Source organism: Flagellimonas meridianipacifica, from assembly GCF_003001695.1.
Classification (GTDB): Bacteria; Bacteroidota; Bacteroidia; order Flavobacteriales; family Flavobacteriaceae; genus Flagellimonas; species Flagellimonas meridianipacifica.
On sequence record NZ_PVYX01000002.1, the window covers coordinates 191948 to 212435 of the forward strand.

A 20488-nucleotide genomic window follows, 5' to 3' on the forward strand; every position below is an offset into this window, starting at 1 on the left:
TCCAGAATAGTAGTAAAGAGAATCTCAATAAGTAATTTGAGTTAGTTTAGTTTCAAACTTGGCGGTACAATCCAAAAAGGGTTGTGCCGCTTTAGCTTATACATGAAAACATTTTGGTCTTACATAAAAATAGCTTGGATAGTTTGCTGTATTGGTTTGGGCTGTAAACCCCAAAAGAAGGTCGGTAAGGATGCCAAACCCAACATTATTTTTCTTCTTACCGATGATCAGCGTTGGGATGCGCTCAGCTACGCTGGGAATACTACACTCAAAACGCCACATTTGGATACATTGGCAACAAATGGGGTATACTTTGAGAATGCCTATGTAACTACTTCCATTTGTGCGGTGAGCCGTGCAAGTATCTTAACCGGACAATATGCCAGACGGCACAATATCTGGGGCTTTGCTAAGAACTTTTCAGAGGAACAACTTCAAAACACCTATCCATTGCTACTAAAGAAAGCAGGGTATCAGACAGGCTTCATTGGCAAGTATGGCGTGGGAAACAAATTACCTAAGGGGCACTTCGATTATTGGAGGGGTTTTCCAGGACAAGGCACATACCAAGCTGTGGATGAAAAAGGGGATTCATTACACCTGACCCAAAAGATGGGAAATCAGGCATTGGAGTTTATCGACATGGCTGCGTCCAAAACGCAACCTTTTTGCTTGTCCGTAAGCTTTAAGGCTCCACATGTGGATGAAAGCAATGGGTACGGCTATTTCCATTTCGATGAAAAGTACCAAAATCTATACGTAAAAGATACCGTTGAAGTTCCTGTAACATCTTCTCCAGATTTCCAAAATCATTTTCCTGAAAGGTTTGTCCAAAACAATGTGGCTACAAATCGCTGGAAACAACGATTTGCCACTCCAAGAGAGCAACAAGAATCGATTAAGGCCTATTACAGATTAATTCATGGGGTGGATGTTACTGTAGGCCGTATCTTGGAAAAACTAAAGGAAAAAGGTCAGGATAAGAATACGATTATTGTATATACCAGCGATAATGGCTTTTATTTAGGGGAATATGGATTTGCAGGTAAATGGTACGGCAGCGACCCAGCAATTCGCATTCCTATGATTATATATGATTCCCGACCCAATGCGAAAAAAGGAAAAAAGCTTTCGCAAAAGGTATTGAACATCGATGTGGCCCCAACCATTTTATCCTTGGCTGGGATAAAGCCACCTAATTCCATGCAAGGCAAAGACCTTACCCAGCTAATAGAAAATCCTCAAATGGAATGGCGCGATGCTTTTTTTTATGAACATCTCTGGCAATCATCAGACGCCTATTACATTCCAAGTACGGAAGGTGTAGTAAGAGGAGAAAAAAAATACATGAAATACTTTATGAACCGCGATACGACAGATATTGTTTTTGAGGAATTGTACGATTTGGAACGGGACTCCTTGGAAATCAAGAATCTGATTGGAAATCCTGAAGCAAACTCTTTGGAAAAAGAGATGAAGAACACCTATTCCATTCTTAAAAAAATGGCGGAATGAGAAGAGGGTATTGGTCGCTTTTACATCTTATTTGTATCTGCGCTCTTGCGATAATCACGGTAGCTAATGGACAGCAGATTCCCCATTGGCAAAATCCTGAGGTGGTCAATGTCAATAAACTACCTGCAAGAGCTACATCCATATCCTATCCTAATGAAAAATTGGCCATCTTGGCAGATAGAGATGCTTCGCCAAGAAAACTGTCGTTAAACGGGACTTGGAAGTTTCACTTTGCTGAGGCGCCATCCAAAGCACCACTGGACTTTTTTCTACCGTCCTATCCTGATAGTAATTGGAAAGGATTGACTGTACCGTCCAACTGGGAGCTACATGGTTATGGTAAACCATGGCACCGGTTGACCCATCAGATTTGGGAAAAGAAAGGGGTGGACCAACCCAATGTTCCTGAAGATTACAATCCGACCGGGAGTTACCGAAAGCGTATTACCATTCCCAAAAGCTGGAAACATATGCAAGTAACTTTGCATGTGGGGGCTGCATCGTCTGCACTTCAGGTATGGGTCAATGGAAATTATGTTGGGTACAGCGAAGACAATCGCCTTCCGGCCGAGTTCGATATTACCCCATTTCTGACGGAAAAAGAAAATCTAATTGCGCTACAGGTTATGCAATGGTGTGATGGTAGTTATTTGGAAGATCAAGATCATTGGCGTATGAGCGGAATTACGCGTGAAGTCTATCTGGAAGCAGCACCCAAAGTACAGTTGTTTGATTTTGAAGTTCGAACGGATTTGGACGAAAATTATGAACATGCTACGCTTCAGATTCGTCCCGAAATAGTCAAGTTTGAAAAGCAAGATACCCAGGACTGGAAAGTTTCTGCACAATTGTATGATGAGAACAAACAAGCAGTGCTCTCAGAACCTTTGGAAATTACTGTAGAAAAGATTTTGAAAGAGCATTATCCGCAAATTGGAAACCGACCCTTCGAAAACTTAATGAAGGTTGATGTAAAGAATCCCAAAAAATGGTCGGCCGAGTTTCCCAACTTGTACACCTTGGTTCTTTCGTTGAAAGATGAAAAAGGAAAGTTTGTAGAAGCACGCAGTACCCGTGTAGGTTTCCGAGAGATTGATATTTCAGACGGACAGTTTAAAGTAAATGGAATCCCAGTGTTGCTCTACGGTGTGAATCGCCATGATTGGGATGCACTTATGGGAAAGGCTGAAAACAAAGAAGCTATGCGCCGGGATGCCGAACTTATGAAACAGCTCAATGTAAATGCTTCACGTTCCTCCCACTATCCAAATCCGCCATATTGGTATGAGCTTTGTAATGAGTACGGCATTTATGTGATGGATGAAGCCAATATTGAAAGTCATGGTAAAGGCTCTTTGTTCAGTAACATTCCCGCTTGGCATACCACTTTTTTGGAACGTGGCATCCGGATGGTGGAACGGGATAAGAATCATCCTAGTATTGTGAGTTGGTCCCTTGGGAATGAAGCGGGTTTTGGACCCAATCATGCTGCACTTTCGTTCTGGATTAAGGAATTTGACCCCACTCGGCCGGTACACGCCGAAGGTGCTCAAAACATCTATGGCTATAACTGGCCGAAACCTGAACCAAAAGATCGTGTTTACACCGATTTTTTGAGTAGAATGTACCGCCTTACCGATGACATGACTGATTTGGCCACAAAATCTGATGACAATCGACCGGTGATTTGGTGCGAATATGCGCATTCCCAAGGCAATTCCACAGGGGATTTAGAAGGCTACTGGAAAGCTATTCGGAAACATCCGAGACTTGTAGGAGGGTTCGTATGGGATTGGAGGGACCAATTGGTTTTTAAGGAAAGTAAGGATGCAAAGCCATTGTGGAAACATGGTGAAGATTTCGGCCAGGCACAAGCAGATTTAAATCCTGTTCAAAAGGGACTGATTTCTGCTGATGGAAAAATAAAATCAGGGGGATGGCAGGCCAAATATGTATGGCAGCGGGTCAAAATTACCAAGGATAGCATTTCCAAAGGCCTATTCACCGTTGAAAATCGTCATTTCAGAACAAACTTGGACGTTTATGACGTGGTTTGGGAAATCACAGTGGATGGTGTGGCATTTCATCAAGGTTCGGTAGCTTCACCCGATATTGAAGCAGGTCAAAAAGGAGCAATACAATTAGAATTACCAGTTTTTGAAGCCAAAGAAGGGCTTCGATACCACCTTACCATTTCCTTCATTTTAAAAGAAGACCGGCCTTGGGCGAAGAAAGGCTATGCAGTGGCCGGCGAGCAGTTTCTCTTGGCTTATATCCCTAGCTCAAAAATGGTTAAGGAAACAGTATCTCCAAGGCTCGTTGAATCAGCATTTGAGGTTACCATAAGCACCAACAACATAAAAGTAGTCTTTGATAAAAAAGAGGGTCGTTTGATCACCTATGCAATTGATGGGGAAAATATGGTCAGCACGGCTCCCAAACCAAACTTTTGGCGACCGCCGACAGATAACGATGGAGCGTCAGGGATGGAAAAAAGGCAGGGCATCTGGAAAACAGACTCCGAGAATCAAGAGCTTCTGAACATGATCACCTTAAGTACCGAAAATGGCATTGAGGTCATTACAACACATAGGCTGGCCGACTCCAACGCTATAGTTACCCAGTCTCACCAAATTGATGGCCAAGGAGTCCTACAGGTAAACTACCAATTCCAGCCTGAAGCCAATATACCTGAAATGCCAAGACTGGGTTGGCAGTTACAGATTCCTTCGGAATATGACCGACTGCAATGGTTTGGACGAGGACCCTTGGAAAGCTATTCCGATAAAAAAACAGGTGCCTTTTTTGGAAATTATGAAGAATCGGTTAAGAATGATTTTACCTACTATGTTCGTCCTCAGGAAAGCAGTAACAAAGCTGAAGTATACTGGGCGGAATTAACAAATCCGGAAGGAAAGGGCCTCCGAATTGAATCCGTTGATAATCCGGTAAGTTTCAGTGCCTGGCCCTTCACCCAAAAACAGATTGAAAAGGCCAATCGCATAGAAGAATTGACTTTCGGAAAAACGATTACCTTGAACATCGACCACAAACAAATGGGAGTTGGTGGAGATAACACCTGGAATTTGGATGCACGTCCGCATAAGGCTTTTTGGGTCGATGCAATACCGTATAGCTACTCATTTAAGATAATTCCTTTACAATGAAAATATTTAAATCACATAGGATTCAATTTAGGGCTTGTTACTTGTTCATGCTCTTATTGATGCTCGGATCATGTGATTTACAAGAGGAGACCCAAAAACAATCCTATGCAAAGCAATACGATTATCATCCAATCATAACGAAGAAATGGCAAGCCAGTTGGATTACTACTCAAAAGGTTTTATCGGAAAAAAACGCTTGGATTGCATTTCGAAAACAATTTGAAGTTGAAAATGTAGAGGCTTCCACAATTTTACGTATCGCAGTCGATTCCAAATACTGGTTGTACCTCAATGGTGAAATAATCCTTTTTGAGGGTGGTTTAAAACGAGGTCCAACGCCTAACGACACCTATTATGATGAAGTGGATTTGAGTGGAAAACTTCAAAAAGGGAAAAATACCTTGGCCCTGTTGGTTTGGTATTTTGGTAAAGAAGGAATGACCCATAAATCTAGTGGTCAGGCAGGAATGATAGCCGAATTGTATCAAAACGGTCAGTTGATGGTCCAAACGGATGATACCTGGAAAGCAATACCCCACCCTGCATACATTTCTGAAAGTGCAGACCCCGAACCCAACTGGCGATTACCCGAATCCAACGTGGTTTTTGATGCAAGGGAAGATATTTCAGTATGGACAAATCCCAAATTTGATGATAGCAATTGGCCTTCTGCAAAAACACTCGGAACAGGGATCACCACGCCTTGGAACAATCTTGTCAAAAGACCCATTCCATTCTGGAAGGATTCCGGATTAAAAGCCTATGAAAACAAAATTAGCTTTCCTTTTATCAGCAAAGGAGACACCATCAAGTGTAAGCTACCTTACAACACACAGGCCACGCCCTTCTTGAAAGTCAATGCAAAAGCAGGTGAAAAAATTACGATGCTCACCGATAATTACCAAGGGGGCTCGGAATATAACGTACGGGCTGAGTACATCACTAAAGAAGGAGAGCAAGTCCATGAATCCTTAGGCTGGATTAATGGGCATGTAATGTACTACGTAATTCCTGAGGATATTGAAGTCCTTGATTTAAAATATCGCGAAACTGGATATGACACTAAACTCGCCGGCAGCATTCATGTGGATGATGATTTTTACAATCAAATGTGCAAGAAAGCAGTCCGTACGCTATACGTGACCATGCGAGACAATTATATGGACACTCCAGGCCGTGAGCGTGCCCAATGGTGGGGCGATGTGGTATTGGAAAGTGGTGAAGCCTTTTATGCCTTAAGTCGCTCGGCAGATGCATTGATGCGCAAAGGAATGTTGGAACTAATGAACTGGCAACGTCCAGATAGTACCATTTTTTCTCCCATGCCCGCTGGAAATTGGAATCAGGAATTACCTGGGCAAATGCTTATGAGTATTGGTTATTATGGCTTTTGGAACTATTACTTGAACACGGGTGATCTTGAAACGATTAAAAAAGTACATGAACCGGTTAGGCGCTATCTATCACTTTGGAAACTTAAAGATGATGGTACGGTAACTATTCGAAAAGGGGGTTGGACCTGGGGTGACTGGGGCGACAACCGGGATATTCCTCTTTTAATGAATACCCAGTATTATTTGGCACTTAAGGGCTACGCCAAAATGTCGGAAGCCATAGGACGGCAAAAAGAAACCGATTCCGTGGCATATCTTATGAAGGGGTTCAAAACTGCTTTTAACGAACAATTTTGGAAGAGGGACCATTATCGGTCAAAAGATTATAAGGGAAAAACTGATGATCGTTCCCAGGGTCTTGCAGTCGTTTCTGGCTTGGCAGATTCTAACAAATACGAAGCCATCCATCAAGTGCTTCAAACTGAAAAACATGCCAGTCCTTATATGGAAAAATATGTGCTTGAAGCTTTGTACAAGATGGGTTACGAGGATTTTGCCTTGCGTCGCATGAAAGAACGCTTTTCCAAAATGGTACGCGATACCACCTATACCACCTTGTGGGAAGGCTGGGGTATTGGTGTGGAAGGTTTTGGTGGAGGAACCACCAATCACGCATGGAGTGGTGGAGGCCTTACTTTGCTGTATCAGTATGCTGCAGGTATAGTACCTACTTCCCCTGGATGGGAAACATTTCAGGTGAGACCCCAACCGGGATTTTTAAAACATATTTCTGCCGTGGTTCCTACGGTAAAGGGAACCGTTAAGGTAGAATTGAAAAATGAAGAAACCTATCAGTTGGTCATAGAAGTTCCGGTAGGGACAAAAACAACTATTTACATTCTTTCAACTTATGAGAGAATCATCGTAAATGGAGAAGAACTGCGGCCAAAAGAAAGCGAAGGATACAAAGTCTTTGAAGTTGATTCGGGGAAGTACACCATTAAAGCCGAATGATGATAAAAATTAGTACGAAACTTGCTTCCCTCGTTTTTTTAATCTTAATTATTTCGGCATGCAACAAATCAAGTTCCATTGAGGTCCATACGCTCACTGTGGAATACCTAAATAACCCCATTGGCATTGACCGTAAGAGTCCCCTGTTAAGTTGGAAAATGTCGTCCGATGAACGAGCCAAGTCGCAATCGGCTTATCAGATTTTGGTGGCTTCGTCCGATACGCTTCTTACCGATGTCGATGCAGATATCTGGAACTCGGCTAAAGTGTCCTCTTCCCAAAACATGAACATCAGATTCACAAAGGTCAAGCTTAAAGCCTTCCAAGAGTATTTCTGGAAAGTTCGTATTTGGGACGAAACAGGGAAGGTGAGTGCATGGAGTCAACCTAGCTTCTTTGAAACTGGGCCGCTTGACTCCAAGGACTGGGAGGCAAGCTGGATATCGAACAAATACGCCGAAGTTAGCGATAGACGTGAGCCCTTTAGTCTATATGATGATACTAGAACCTTTAACAGTGCAGACTCCTTGGCTGTTTATATGCGAAAAGAGTTTGAAACTAAAAAAACGATTTCCAAAGCTACTGTATACGTTTCGGGACTAGGGTATTACGAACTATACCTAAATGGGAAAAAGATAGGTGACCGTGTATTGGATCCTGTGTTTACCGATTACCAGCGAACAGTGAAATATGCGGCATATGATGTCACCAAAGATTTGAAAAACAACGTTAACCACACCATAGGCATTGTTTTAGGCAACGGTTTCTATAATCATACCGAGCGTGACCTTTTTCAGATGGAAAAGGCCAATTGGAAAACACCACCTAAGCTGATGTGTCAATTGCGCATTCAATATGAAAATGGGGAAACTGAGACATTTGTTTCGGACAGTAGCTGGAAATGGTCTTATGGACCTATCGTTTACAATAGTATTCGTGGAGGGGAAACCATCGACGCAAGAATTGATATTGAAGGTTGGAATGCTATGGTCTTTGACCCTTCCCAATGGAAGGAGGTACAGCAGGTTCCCGCGCCGTTAGGCAAATTGTCTTATCAGTATATGCCTCCACTTAGGGAAACCATGAGCTTCAAGCCAGACAGTACTTGGAGTCCCAAAGAAAACATCACGGTTTTTGATTTCGGCGAAAACATCACGGGATATGCTGATATTGAAATCGCAGGTGAATCAGGCACCCTTGTGGATATCTTCTTTAATGAAGTTTTGAATCCGGACGGGACGTTGAACGTAAAACATAGTTCAGGTCACACATGGGGCAGGTTTCAACACGGGAAGTTGATTTTAAGTAAAAAAGAGGCGGACACATTTTCACCTCGATTCACCTATCATGGGTTTCGATACGTTCAAGTTGAAGGCGTTCCAACGGAAGCTATCAAATCTATTGAAGCCAAATCAGTCCATACCGATTTGCAGGAGATAGGTACTTTCGAAAGCTCCAATAAAAGACTGAATCAACTGCACGCCGCGGTAAAACGCACCCTGCTCAACTCGGTGCATAGCATGCCTGGTGAAGAGGCCACCCGAGAAAAAATGGGCTGGACCTATGATGGAGGAATGAACACCATGGAATCCTACCTGTATAATTTTGACGCCATCAACACCTACAAAAAATATTTAAAAGACCACATTGACGCTCAAGGGCCTACGGGACACGTACCACCCATTATCCCAACCAATGGCTGGGGATTTTTGGAAAAAACCAAGGCACAAAAAGATACCACCATTCAATATGACGACCCATGGTGGGGGGGTACCATAGCCTACGTGGCCCAGGAACTTTTTGAAAATACGGGCGACACGACCATCATCAAAGAAGCTTACGAACCTGTTAAGCAATACACGGATTTTGTAATGTCCACTGCACAGGATGATATTGTGTATTGGTCATTGGGCGATTGGTTGGATTTAACCCACGGCTCGAAAGGTTGGGGCCCTGGTTTGACCCCAGTTGAACTGACCAGCACAGCGGCTAATCATTATCTATGTGAAATCACGGCGAAACATGCTTCAATGCTGGGAAAGCAAGAAGATGCCGTAGCCTATACCAATCATGCCAAAAGGATAAAAAAAGCCTTCAACAACAGGTTTTTGGATAGAGAAACAGGTTGGTACGGAAATCGGTCACAAACCGGACAAGCGGTTGCGCTCTTTTATGGATTAGTACCAGAGCAAATGAAAGAGAAGGCCGTTGAAAGACTTCTTGAGGCGATAAGAGACAATGATTATCACACCTCAGTTGGATTTATCGGAGTACGGCCATTGATACAATACCTTTCAGAGCATGGATACAAGGATATCATGTACCGGATGGTTCTGCAAGAAGAAAGTCCAGGGTGGTTACATTTTGTGGAAGACGAGCGTAGTACCATGGGTGAAAATTTGAATGCTGCGGGATACGGAACCAATCACCATCCCTTTGCCACCAATATTGGATTTTGGCTGTACGAACACCTCGGAGGCATCAAGATAGACTATTCAAACAAACAAGAAATTACCTTGCAACCAGGCCTGGAAACAGACCTTGATTGGGTTAAAACCTCATGTAATTCCCTTCAAGGTACCATTGTAAGTGATTGGGAAAACAAGAATAATGAGGTGTATTATCATATTGAAATACCTGTAAATACCGAGGCTTTGCTAAAACTACCTGAAGAATTTACTATTCAAAACGCTGCGAACTATGATACCTGGATAAAACCGCTTCCAGATGCCAATCGTTTTGAAATCACTTCGGGGGTGTATGATTTGGTACTTCGGATGAAAGAAGAATGAAAAAACATGCTTGCAGTTAACGGACTATACTACTTTTATATGAAAATTCTGGAAAACTTTAATTGGAGATACCTTTCCTTTCCTCTTTTTTTCGTTTGTCTGATTTCTTGTAAAGAAAAACGACCCGAAGACCCTAATATCATCATGATTGTAACCGATGATTTGGGTTGGTACGACCTTACTTGTTACGGAAATGATTTTATTGAATCCCCTAATTTGGACCAACTCGCCAACGAAGGTATACGATTTACGGATGCCTATGCACCGGCACCTCTATGCAGTGCCTCTAGGGCTAGTATCATTACCGGCTTACATCCAATCAGTGTTGACATTACTGAACATATTCATGGGAATCCACCGGCACGACCTGATCAAAAGTTAAAGACGCCTCCCATAGCGCAACAATTAGGGCTGGAATTCAAAACAATCGCAGAAGCGCTGAAAGAGAAGAAATATAAAACGGCATTCTTTGGAAAGTGGCATTTGGGTGGGGGAAAATTCACCCCGGATAAGCGAGGTTTCGACTTAAACATTGCGGGAGCTTGGAATGGACTTCCGAAAAGCTTTTTTTATCCCTTCTTTACCCCAGGTGAAAAACCCGAACTACAAAACACATCAAAAGAAGGAGACTATTTAACAGATGTACTTACCAACAAAACCATTGAATACATTGAGCAGCAGAAGGATTCTACCTTCTTCATAAGCCTCAACTACTATTCGCCCCATGTACCCATTGAGGCAAAACCCGAGCTCGTGGAAAAATATAGAAGAAAGAGGGGAGCAGATACTACCGCAGAGACCATGCCCAATATCCACTACGCAGCCATGGTAGAATCCATTGATGAAAATGTGGGCAGAATTATTAACACGCTCAAAACCCTGGATTTAGATGAAAACACTCTGATTGTATTCACTTCGGATAACGGCGGACTGCATGTGCCTAGTCTACCTGAATTTATTAAGCATACCCCACCAACTGACAATGGACCGCTTCGAGAAGGCAAGGGATATGTTTACGAAGGTGGGATTCGTGAACCACTAATTATACATTGGCCTAGGGTTATCAAAAATGCTCGTATAGACTCAACGGTTGTAACAGCTCAGGATTTTTACAACACGTTCATGGATATTGTTGGTTTAGAGCAAACATCAGATGGAATGAGCCTATTGCCCATTTTTCAAGGCGAACAATTGAAAGAACGTGGGCTGTTATGGCATCTTCCGCATTACAATCATCAGGGAAGTAAGCCCAGCACGGCCTACCGCGAAGGGGATTGGAAGATTATTTATTCGTATGAAGACGATACTTATGAGCTATTCAATCTAAAGAAAGATATTTCTGAAAGCAAGGATTTATCCAACGTGGAAACTGAAAAGCTCGAAGAATTAAAACAGAAAATGAACAAAGAACTAAAGGAATTGAACGCAAAATTTCCTGAGCCTAATCCGGATTACATTGGTGAAAGCGGTTCAGAATAAATTCGAATGGTCGAGTATCTCACCATTCTTGTCAATGAAACAAATAGAGATATCAGAGCAATTCTTTTTTTGCTATGAAAGCGGTAACCGATAATTTAAAAATTTCGATTTATGATTAAGATTGGACTATTTGGAATAGGGTTGGATACCTACTGGGGACAGTTTGAAGGATTACAAGAACGATTGATTGAATATCAGAGTATCATAAAGAAAAGAATTGAAGGTTTTGAAGTGGAAGTCATTGATGCAGGAATGGTGGATAATCCCTACAAAGCAAATACGGCTGCTGCTCTCTTTAATACAAGTGATGTTGACTGTATTTTTCTTTTTATTTCCACCTACGCGCCTTCCCAGAACGTATTGCCCCTAGCGCAAAAGACCAAGGTGCCCATTATTGTCCTTAATCTTCAGCCAGAAAAAGCCATCGATTATAAAAAAATCAATGCTATAGGTGATAGAGGTAAAATGACAGGAGAATGGCTTGCCTATTGCCAAAGTTGTGTGGCACCAGAGATAGCCAGTGTCTTTAATAGAGCCAATATCAAGTTTCATTTGATTTCTGGATATCTGGATGAAGATTATGTGTGGAATGAAATCAAAGAATTCATGGATGCCCTAGAAGTTGTCAAGACGATGAATAATAATCGGGTAGGGGTTTTGGGGCATTACTACAATGGAATGCTGGATGTCTATAGCGATCTTACCCAACAGGCTGCTACTTTTGGAAATCATTTTGAAATCCTCGAGTTCGGAACGTTAAAAAAATTACGGGACAATGTATCCGAAAAAGAGATTCTGCAAAAGACCGAGGAATTCAAGGAACTGTTTGATGTTTCGCCCGAATGTGACCCTGATGAAGTGCGAAGGGCCGCTCAAACCTCGGTCGCACTGGATGCATTGGTCGACGCATTCCAATTAGGGTCCTTGGCATATTATTATGAGGGAGATGGAGACTCTGCTTATGAAGATATAGTAACCTCTCTGATTCCTGGATTCACCTTACTCACAGGGAAAAATGTACCCGTGGCCGGAGAATGTGAAATAAAAAATGTTCAGGCGATGAAGATTATGGATGCTTTGGGTTCCGGAGGCTCCTTTTCGGAGTTTTATGCTATGGATTTTGAAGATGATGTTATTTTGCTTGGCCACGATGGCCCAGCCCATTTTACGATAGCCGAGGGCAAAGTAGGTTTGGTACCTGTACCCGTATATCATGGAAAGCCAGGAAAAGGATTGTCCATTCAGATGAAGGTTGCTAGCGGTCCCGTAACACTATTATCCGTATGCCAAAACAGTATAGGAGAGATCTATCTGCTTACCGCCGAGGGTGCTTCGGTAGATGGTCCCACGTTGCATATTGGAAATACGAATTCTCGATACAAATTTTCCATTTCCATACGGGAATTCATAAATCAATGGTCAATGGCAGGTCCATCACATCATTGTGCAATAGGTGTGGGGCATAAATCTTCAACTATTGGAAAGATTGCAGATTTGTTGAACATCAGACATATCAACATTTGTTAAGGATACAAGAACCAATAGCCTCATATAATACATTTCATGATTAATTCAGTATTAGGAATAGTTTTTCATGCGATTGGTGGTTTTGCCGCGGGCTCTTTCTACCTTCCTATTAAAAAGATTGAAAAGTGGTCTTGGGAAAGCGGTTGGCTGGTTAACGGTTTCTTTGCCTGGTTAATCGTTCCATGGCTGGTTTCCTTGCTTACCGTACCGGAAACCGTAACTATTTTATCCAAAACTGAATTTTCCACGCTCTTTTGGACCTATTTCTTTGGAGTACTTTGGGGAATAGGGGGGTTAACCTTCGGAATGACCATGCGCTATTTGGGAATGTCTCTGGGGATGGCACTGGCTTTGGGACTTACAGCAGCTTTTGGAACCTTAATACCTCCCATTTACGAAGGAAAATTCAATTCACTTTTACAAACCACTTCAGGCCAAGTAGTGTTAATGGGAATTGGAATATGCCTTATCGGGATTGTTATTTGCGGAAGGGCCGGTATTCTTAAGGACAGAGAGCTTTCTGCTGAAGAAAAACAAAAGGGTGTCAAAGAATTCAACCTCAAAAAGGGAATTGTCGTGGCCATTTTTGCGGGTATTATGAGTGCGTGCTTTGCTTTCGGGATTGCAGCAGGAAGCCCAATTTCTGAATTGGCGGTTCAGAATAATGCTCCAGTCTTATGGCAAAATGGCCCTATTTTTATTGTTATCCTTGCAGGAGGGCTTACTTCCAATTTGATTTGGTGTGGCTATTTGAATATTAAAAAGAAGAGCTATAAAGATTATAGTGACAAGACAACACCTCTAAAAATAAACTACCTTTTTGCTGCCATTGCCGGCAGCACCTGGTATTGTCAATTCATGTTTTACGGTATGGGAACCACGCAAATGAGTGAGCATGATTTTGCCAGTTGGACATTGCACATGGCCTTTATTATCATCTTTAGTACAATGTGGGGTTTAATCACGAAAGAGTGGAAGGGCGTAAGCAAAAAAGCAATTCTGGTATTGACCTTTGGCCTGGCCATTTTGATTGCTTCCACAATCCTCATTGGAATTGGAAATCAACTTGCTCAAATATAATAGCAAACTACTATTTTTTTAATTCAACAAACCAAGAATCCGTCCATTGCATGGATTTTATGGTTCCATCTGTGTTGAATTGCAAAGGGGCGCTCCAATACTGATAGTCATGCCCTTTAATATTGTCAGAAGCTGAACCCCATAAATCTCCCATCCAAATGAATTTCTCACCTTCAGCAGTATCCAGTTTCATCACATAAGATTGTTGCGCAGGAATTATGGGTTTCTGAGGGATTTTAGGTCCGGTAATAAAAAAATGCCCTTCGGAGTTTTTAGGGACTTCTCCATGAAATAATTCGACCTCATTCACATACATGTTCATCTCACTTTCCGCAGGAATAATCTTAAAGCGATTGGAAAGCCTTGGTTTGAATTCAAGTTGAATTCTTTCCTTGAGCGCAGATTTTGATACATTTTGATTTTCAATATCGATTTTTTCCCATTGGTCATATGCCCAGACAAAGACATTGAATTCAGAGGTTTTAATTTCAGGATGTACTCTAGGATTGCTGACATCGCCACAGTTCTCGGGACGGTTTCCTGTAAAGATATGTAAGGTTACCTTGTCAATGTTTTGCTTTTTATCAAAATTGACTTCAATGGCATCAGCATTATCCTCGTTTTTGATTAAGGTTTCATAAAGGGTACCCCGAGTTAGCCCATCGTTTAACAAATTGGTATACCTTCCTGGATTACGATTTATGTTCGTGGTTAAGGTGTAGCCTTTTAGAGGATTTTTGGATATATAGACCCTCGCTCCGGAACCATAATTACAAAAACAGCAGGTATAGTCCGTGAGCAAATAATAATAGCCATCCTTTTTGAACATGGTCCCAGCTTCCATGTGCTTGGAGATAGTGCCGCCATTTTCGAAAGTAGATGACAAGTAGTCATCACTCAATTTTTCAACGGACACCTGGTGGTTCTTTATGGTGTTATAGCTTATATATCCTGTTTCATCATCATCAACAAAAAGACCAAAATCTCCCAAACCAATTTCTGAATTGTGCATCTGCACATTTTCATTCACAATTTTAAAAGGGCCCTGGGGAGTATCACTGATGGCTACACCAAATTGTCCTTCCCAAAGCTTGGGATACCAATTATACCATAATAGATATTTCTTGGTGCTTCTATTGTAAATCACATGGGGTCTGTAGTATACCCCTTCAGGCTGGTCCTCCAATAGTTTTCCTTCATATTTCCAGTTCATCAAATCTTTTGAACTGTAACATCTATAGTGGTTTTGTGGCGTAAATCCATTTGTGTTTTCATATGCTGTGCCATACCAATAAAAAGTATCACCAAATTGAATAACCCTTCCGTCATGGGCATCAACAATCTGATTTTTTTCATCCAACCTGGGTAGAGCGTTGTCCACTGTAATTTTTTGCCCAATTAGAAACAAAGGATAGAAACATAGAAATGCTAAAAAGACATTTCTTGATAAAGCTTTCATAGCGCAAGAGTTTAGAGCTTAAAAATCTGGTTTTATTCTTTTATAAGTATCCTGTGGCATACTGTGTATCATTATGCAGGAGAGTACATGATGCAACTTCATATGCGCTTCACTACATTTAACTACTGAAGATTCAATCCAATCCATATCCAAATGCTAGTCCGTTCTGGTTCGAATTATTTAAAAGCAGTAATAGTTTTATGTTTTCTAATCTCTTGTGGTGAAAGAAGAATGCCCGAGAATCCAAATATTATTATGATTGTCGCTGATGATTTGGGTTGGTATGACCTCGGTTGTTATGGTAATGATTTTATAGAGACTCCTAATCTAGACAGGTTGGCATTCGAAGGTATTCTATTTACGGACGCTTATGCAGCGGCCCCACTTTGTAGTCCTTCTAGGGCCAGTCTAATTACAGGATTGCATCCAGTCACTGTTAATATTACAGAACATATCCATGGTAATCATCCTCCTGGACCCAGTCAAAAACTAAAAACACCTCCCATTGCCCAACAGTTGGATACTACTTTTATCACCATAGCCGAAGCTTTAAAGGAGAAGAATTATAGTACCGCTTTCATTGGTAAATGGCATTTGGGTGGTGGAGCGTTTAAGCCGGAGAAGCAGGGGTTCGATTTGAATATAGCAGGTGCTTGGAACGGACTGCCCCAAAGTTTCTTTTATCCGTTCTTTTCACCTGGAGAAAAGCCTGAAATTCAAGATACGTCTACGGAAGGGGATTACCTCACTGATGTGTTAACTGATAAAGCACTTGATTACATCACTGAAAAAAAGGATGGTCTCTTTTTCATGAGTTTGAATTATTATTCGCCGCATGTTCCTATTGAAGCTAAGGACAGTTTGGTGGAAAAGTACCGAAAAAAGCGTGAAGGTGATTATGGAACTGAACTCCCAAACATACACTATGCTGCTATGGTCGAGAGCATCGATATAAATGTGGGAAGGGTTTTGAGCAAATTGAAAGAATTGGACATTGATGAAAATACTATTGTCGTTTTTACTTCAGATAATGGAGGATTGTCGGTGGAAGAGGTACCTGCTTTTGCCAAACATACACCCCCTACGGATAATGGTCCACTTCGTGAGGGAAAGGGATATGTCTATGAAGGGGGGATTCGTGAACCTTTACTCGTTCGCTGGCCAGCTTTCATTGATGGTGAAAGGGAAGAAACAACTCCTGTAGTGGCCCAAGATTTGTTCAACACCTTTATGGCAATTTGCCGTTTGGAGAATACTACTTCAGATGGGATAAGTCTGGTTCCTTTGTTTAAGGGCGATACGTTGCAAAACCGTGGTTTACTTTGGCATTTACCCCATTACAGTCCGCAACATGGAAAACCTTCTACTGCCTACAGAGAGGGTGATTGGAAATTAATTCACCACTACGAGGATAATAGTTATGAACTATTCAATTTGAGGGAGGATACTTCGGAATCAATCAACTTAGGGGAAAACCAGCCGAAAAAATTGAAGGAACTAAAGGCAAATATGAAACAAATGCTACACGAACTTGGAGCAAAGTTCCCTGAACCAAATCCAGATTATGTGGAAGAATAACACCGAAACCTCCAGAATAATAGTTTTGCTGGCGCTTTGCTCTTATGGATTACATTGTAGCAGTCAAAGTATTCCCGACACCATTTCCAAGAGAGACAGTGTATCTACTTCTTGGAACCTTATTTGGTCAGACGAATTTAACGGTAGTGTCTTGGACACTACAAACTGGAATATCCGTGAGGCAAAACCCGGTTGGGTAAACAATGAATTACAAACCTATGTAAAGGAAGGAACCATAGCCGTTAAGGATGGAAGCTTAGTGATAACCGCAAAAAAGTCAGGAGAGGAGTACCTCTCTGGGCGAATAAATTCCTATGGAAAGCAATGGTTCCAATATGGGAAAATAGAGTTCCGTGCTAAATTGCCCAAGGGAAACGGTTTATGGCCTGCATTATGGATGTTGGGAAACAATATTGAAAAGGTGGGCTGGCCAAGATGTGGAGAACTGGATATCATGGAGCACGTGGGGAAGACACAGAATACCGTATATGCGACCGTTCATAACAAAATGGCTCATGGAGCCCATGAATATCACGGCAGCTTGGAAGTGGCAAGTGCTTCAGATGCCTTTCACCGCTATACCATGTATTGGGATGCGGAAAAGATTGATTTTTATGTGGATGATACGCTTTCTTTTAGCTATCAACCATTGGAAAAGACAGAAGAAAATTGGCCTTACGACCAACCTTTTTATTTGATAATCAACCTTGCGGTTGGGGGTAATTGGCCAGGTTTTGATATTGAGGATGAGCTCTTACCACAAACTCTGGAAGTCGATTATGTAAGGGTTTATCAATCTAATCATTGAACTTATAGTCTTATCGCGGAATAATGAATGCCAATGTTGCCAAGGAAAATAGACCGATGATTATGGAGGTAATCGAATTGACAAATTCCAAAGGAATGAAAATGGAAGTATGCAGCTATGGTGCCACCTTAATATCGTTAAAAGTACCGGATTGTAATAATCATTTGGTCAATGTAGTAGTGGGACTGGATAGTGCAGAGGATTATGCATCTCCCAAATATCAAGAATACAATTTATATCTGGGATGTACGGTAGGCAGATATGCAGGTCGTATATCCAAAGGATACTTTGAGTTGGAAGGTAAGAAGTACAATTTGGACCATGAAAATGGAGCGCATCTACATGGTGGCAGGGCAGGATTCGATAAAAAACTTTGGGAGGTGATTTCTACTAAAAACAGTCGTAGCAACAGTGTGAAATTCAGTTTATTGAGCAAGCATATGGAAGGTGGTTATCCCGGGAACGTGAAAATTACGGTGGAATACGAACTTTTGGAATCAAACGCGCTGCGAATTGTACATACTGCTATAACTGACCGGACCACAGTACTCAATTTAACAAATCATACTTATTATAATCTTAATGGGGAAGGCAGTGTTTCTGAACACTACCTACAGATTAATAGTAACAAAATACTAGAGTTGGACGAAAGAAAGGTTCCTACTGGGAAAATATTGAATTGTTCGCAAACATATTATGATTTTGTGGAAAAGGGAAAAATCAAAAAGATACCTTCGTCGGGACTTGATGACGTTTATGTGCTGAATCATAAACCCTTTTCGGCTGGACTGTATTCTGAGAAGAGTGGAATATGCATGAAGGTATTTTCAAAACAACCGGCTGTTGTTGTTTATACGCCCATTGAATTCCCGAATATGGAATTTAAAAATGATGCAACTTATAGTGTATTCCCTGCCATTTGTTTTGAGACACAAAATTTCCCAGATGCCCCGAACCACCCTCATTTTCCAAATTGTGTTTTAAGGCCAGGGGAAATCTACACGAATGAGGTGGTAATGGATTTCAAAACACTTATTAATCATTACTGATTCGGTATTAAACACAAACGATTAAAAATGCTTAGAAATCGAAATTACCTTTTTTGGTCACTTGTAATGTTCCTTTTTGTACTCATCCTAGGCTTAACCACTTGCAAGCAGGTAAATGAACAAGATTTAGAGCTATTGGTCGACTTCAATAAGCCCTCCAAAGAAGTAAAGGTTTTTTGGAATTCAACAGGTTTCTCTCCAGCAGAAATTGTAGAAAATCCACGTATGCGTGCGGTCCTGAAGGATTTTGGGAATCTTCCGCGTAAAGGGATCACATATATCAGGCCCCATTATTTACTGAATCTCGTTTCCGTGACCCATGTGGATTCTGAGATTCCACAATATAATTGGTCCAAGCTGGATGCGGTTCTAGATGAAATCGTAGCCAATGATTTAAAGTTGATATTTGAATTGATGGGTTCTCCTTACTATACCAACGAACAAGAAGAGGATTCTGAGATATCCTTTGTTTTTGACAATTTGGAGGATATGAATCAAATCTTTCTATGGAAACGATTTGTTCATGATTTGGGTGTTCATCTGGAATCGAGATATGGCAAGGAGATAGTACGTTCCTGGTATTTTGAAACCACTAATGAACCTGACTTGAAATTCTTCTGGAAGTATGACATCCCCACATTCCTTAACTATTATGATGCTTCCTCGGAGGGGTTGAAAGCAGCGGATAGCCTATTGAGGTTTGGAGGACCGGGAACAGCAAATGATACGGTACCTGTTTTTAAGGCTTTGCTAAAGCATTGTGATACAGGGACTAATTTATTTACTGGGGAAAAAGGAGTTCGGATTGATTTTATTTCAGTGCACATTAAAGATGATCCTTTTGATATGTTAGAAAGGGAGTTGGTCACCATGGATTATATCAAGAAACGCCATCCAAAGTATGCTGACATTCCTTTTGTAAATGATGAGACTGACCCTTTAGCTGGGTGGTCGCGGGATTTTTGGTGGCGTCGTGGTGCTTGGTATGCGGCCTTTGTTTGTCAAAATATAGATATTCATCAAAAAATACTCATTGATTCTGCAAAGGTCAACTATCAAATTCATAGCAATGACTATGCCTTCTTGGGAGGATGGCACGCTCGAACATCACATATGCTGTTTGAACATGAAAGTGATAGTTCACAATTTAAGTTGGTACCCAAACCTGTGTTTTCAGTTATGGAATTGGTTGGCTTACTCGGCAACCGTTACGTTGACGTGCAAATTCCAGAGCAGTATCAGAAACACTTTGGAGTTTTCGCTACACAACATAAAAATGGTTCTGTGATGATCATGATATATAATAAGACCTCTTTTGACCCCAACACCCATGATGCTAGAACCGATATGCCGGAAATCACCAAAGAACAAGAAGCACTTATGGATTCCGAGATGTTGGATTTGGCGCTAAGAATCAAAGGGCTATCTTTTGAGGAACTTTCAGTCATAACCTACAAGATTGATTCAAAAAGCACCAATCCTTATGGAACCTGGGTTGATTTGGGCAAACCGCCATATCCCAATGCACAACAATACGAAAAACTGTTAGCTTCAAGTAAACCCTTAGGATTACCCAATCAATCTTTTAAAAATGGGCAAGCGGAAGGTGAGTTTGTTTTTGAGCTGAAAGTGGAATCTCCTTCGGTGCAATTTATTCTACTTGATCCAAAGTAATTGAGCGTTTAA

General features: G+C 41.4%; 12 protein-coding genes. 11 read left to right on the forward strand and 1 reads right to left on the reverse strand.

Annotation, left to right across the window (positions count from 1 at the left end; all coding sequences use genetic code 11):
• Positions 1–102: 102 nt before the first annotated feature.
• From CLV81_RS10735 to rhaT, 7 genes are all read left to right on the forward strand, one after another.
• On the forward strand, positions 103–1515 hold the full coding sequence (locus CLV81_RS10735; protein ID WP_106145134.1) for a sulfatase family protein: 1413 nt from the start codon (positions 103–105) through the stop codon (positions 1513–1515).
• Entirely contained in the window at positions 1512–4682 is a 3171-nt protein-coding gene (locus CLV81_RS10740; protein ID WP_106145135.1) for a glycoside hydrolase family 2 TIM barrel-domain containing protein, read from the forward strand. The genes CLV81_RS10735 and CLV81_RS10740 overlap by 4 nt, the downstream gene beginning before the upstream one ends.
• A complete protein-coding gene (locus CLV81_RS10745) occupies positions 4679–7030 on the forward strand; it encodes an alpha-L-rhamnosidase-related protein (RefSeq protein WP_106145136.1) in 2352 nt (783 codons plus the stop codon). The genes CLV81_RS10740 and CLV81_RS10745 overlap by 4 nt, the downstream gene beginning before the upstream one ends.
• Positions 7027–9822 (forward strand): family 78 glycoside hydrolase catalytic domain, encoded by a 2796-nt coding sequence (locus CLV81_RS10750; RefSeq protein ID WP_106145137.1) that lies wholly within the window; start codon positions 7027–7029, stop codon positions 9820–9822. The genes CLV81_RS10745 and CLV81_RS10750 overlap by 4 nt, the downstream gene beginning before the upstream one ends.
• Positions 9823–9828: 6 nt before the next feature.
• On the forward strand, positions 9829–11301 hold the full coding sequence (locus CLV81_RS10755) for a sulfatase (protein ID WP_106145138.1): 1473 nt from the start codon (positions 9829–9831) through the stop codon (positions 11299–11301).
• Positions 11302–11412: 111 nt separating this feature from the next.
• Entirely contained in the window at positions 11413–12828 is a 1416-nt protein-coding gene (locus CLV81_RS10760) for an L-fucose/L-arabinose isomerase family protein (RefSeq protein WP_106145139.1), read from the forward strand.
• Positions 12829–12864: 36 nt separating this feature from the next.
• On the forward strand, positions 12865–13908 hold the full coding sequence (gene rhaT / locus CLV81_RS10765) for an L-rhamnose/proton symporter RhaT (protein WP_245911989.1): 1044 nt from the start codon (positions 12865–12867) through the stop codon (positions 13906–13908).
• 10 nt (positions 13909–13918) lie between these two features.
• Here the strand turns inward: rhaT and CLV81_RS10770 are convergent, their stop codons facing one another.
• Positions 13919–15367, reverse strand: a complete 1449-nt coding sequence (locus CLV81_RS10770) for a family 43 glycosylhydrolase (protein ID WP_106145140.1) — start codon at positions 15365–15367, stop codon at positions 13919–13921.
• 153 nt (positions 15368–15520) lie between these two features.
• On the opposite strand from CLV81_RS10770, the gene CLV81_RS10775 reads away from it, so the two are divergent.
• Genes CLV81_RS10775 through CLV81_RS10790 form a run of 4 tightly spaced genes read left to right on the forward strand, consistent with a single transcriptional unit; the run spans position 15521 to position 20476 of the window.
• Positions 15521–16945, forward strand: coding sequence for a sulfatase (locus CLV81_RS10775; RefSeq protein WP_106145141.1), 1425 nt, complete (start codon positions 15521–15523; stop codon positions 16943–16945).
• Complete coding sequence (locus tag CLV81_RS10780; RefSeq protein ID WP_106145142.1) at positions 16932–17753, forward strand: glycoside hydrolase family 16 protein; 822 nt, start codon at positions 16932–16934, stop codon at positions 17751–17753. Before CLV81_RS10775 ends, CLV81_RS10780 begins: the two co-directional genes overlap by 14 nt.
• A 23-nt stretch (positions 17754–17776) precedes the next feature.
• Positions 17777–18802 carry an aldose epimerase family protein gene (locus CLV81_RS10785; protein WP_106145143.1) on the forward strand — a complete coding sequence of 342 codons (1026 nt, stop codon included), beginning with the start codon at positions 17777–17779 and terminating at the stop codon, positions 18800–18802.
• A 27-nt stretch (positions 18803–18829) separates the two neighbouring features.
• A complete protein-coding gene (locus tag CLV81_RS10790; RefSeq protein WP_106145144.1) occupies positions 18830–20476 on the forward strand; it encodes a GH39 family glycosyl hydrolase in 1647 nt (548 codons plus the stop codon).
• The last annotated feature ends 12 nt before the right edge of the window (positions 20477–20488 follow it).

What these genes read in the sequence shown, in the direction of transcription:
- CLV81_RS10790 (WP_106145144.1), top strand. Translation starts at nt 18,830, where the DNA reads ATGCTTAGAAATCGAAATTACCTTTTTTGGTCACTTGTAATGTTCCTT.
- CLV81_RS10750 (WP_106145137.1), top strand. Translation starts at nt 7,027, where the DNA reads ATGATGATAAAAATTAGTACGAAACTTGCTTCCCTCGTTTTTTTAATC.
- CLV81_RS10760 (WP_106145139.1), top strand. Translation starts at nt 11,413, where the DNA reads ATGATTAAGATTGGACTATTTGGAATAGGGTTGGATACCTACTGGGGA.
- rhaT (WP_245911989.1), top strand. Translation starts at nt 12,865, where the DNA reads ATGATTAATTCAGTATTAGGAATAGTTTTTCATGCGATTGGTGGTTTT.
- CLV81_RS10755 (WP_106145138.1), top strand. Translation starts at nt 9,829, where the DNA reads ATGCTTGCAGTTAACGGACTATACTACTTTTATATGAAAATTCTGGAA.
- CLV81_RS10780 (WP_106145142.1), top strand. Translation starts at nt 16,932, where the DNA reads ATGTGGAAGAATAACACCGAAACCTCCAGAATAATAGTTTTGCTGGCG.
- CLV81_RS10770 (WP_106145140.1), bottom strand. Translation starts at nt 15,367, where the DNA reads ATGAAAGCTTTATCAAGAAATGTCTTTTTAGCATTTCTATGTTTCTAT.
- CLV81_RS10745 (WP_106145136.1), top strand. Translation starts at nt 4,679, where the DNA reads ATGAAAATATTTAAATCACATAGGATTCAATTTAGGGCTTGTTACTTG.
- CLV81_RS10740 (WP_106145135.1), top strand. Translation starts at nt 1,512, where the DNA reads ATGAGAAGAGGGTATTGGTCGCTTTTACATCTTATTTGTATCTGCGCT.
- CLV81_RS10735 (WP_106145134.1), top strand. Translation starts at nt 103, where the DNA reads ATGAAAACATTTTGGTCTTACATAAAAATAGCTTGGATAGTTTGCTGT.
- CLV81_RS10785 (WP_106145143.1), top strand. Translation starts at nt 17,777, where the DNA reads ATGAATGCCAATGTTGCCAAGGAAAATAGACCGATGATTATGGAGGTA.
- CLV81_RS10775 (WP_106145141.1), top strand. Translation starts at nt 15,521, where the DNA reads ATGCTAGTCCGTTCTGGTTCGAATTATTTAAAAGCAGTAATAGTTTTA.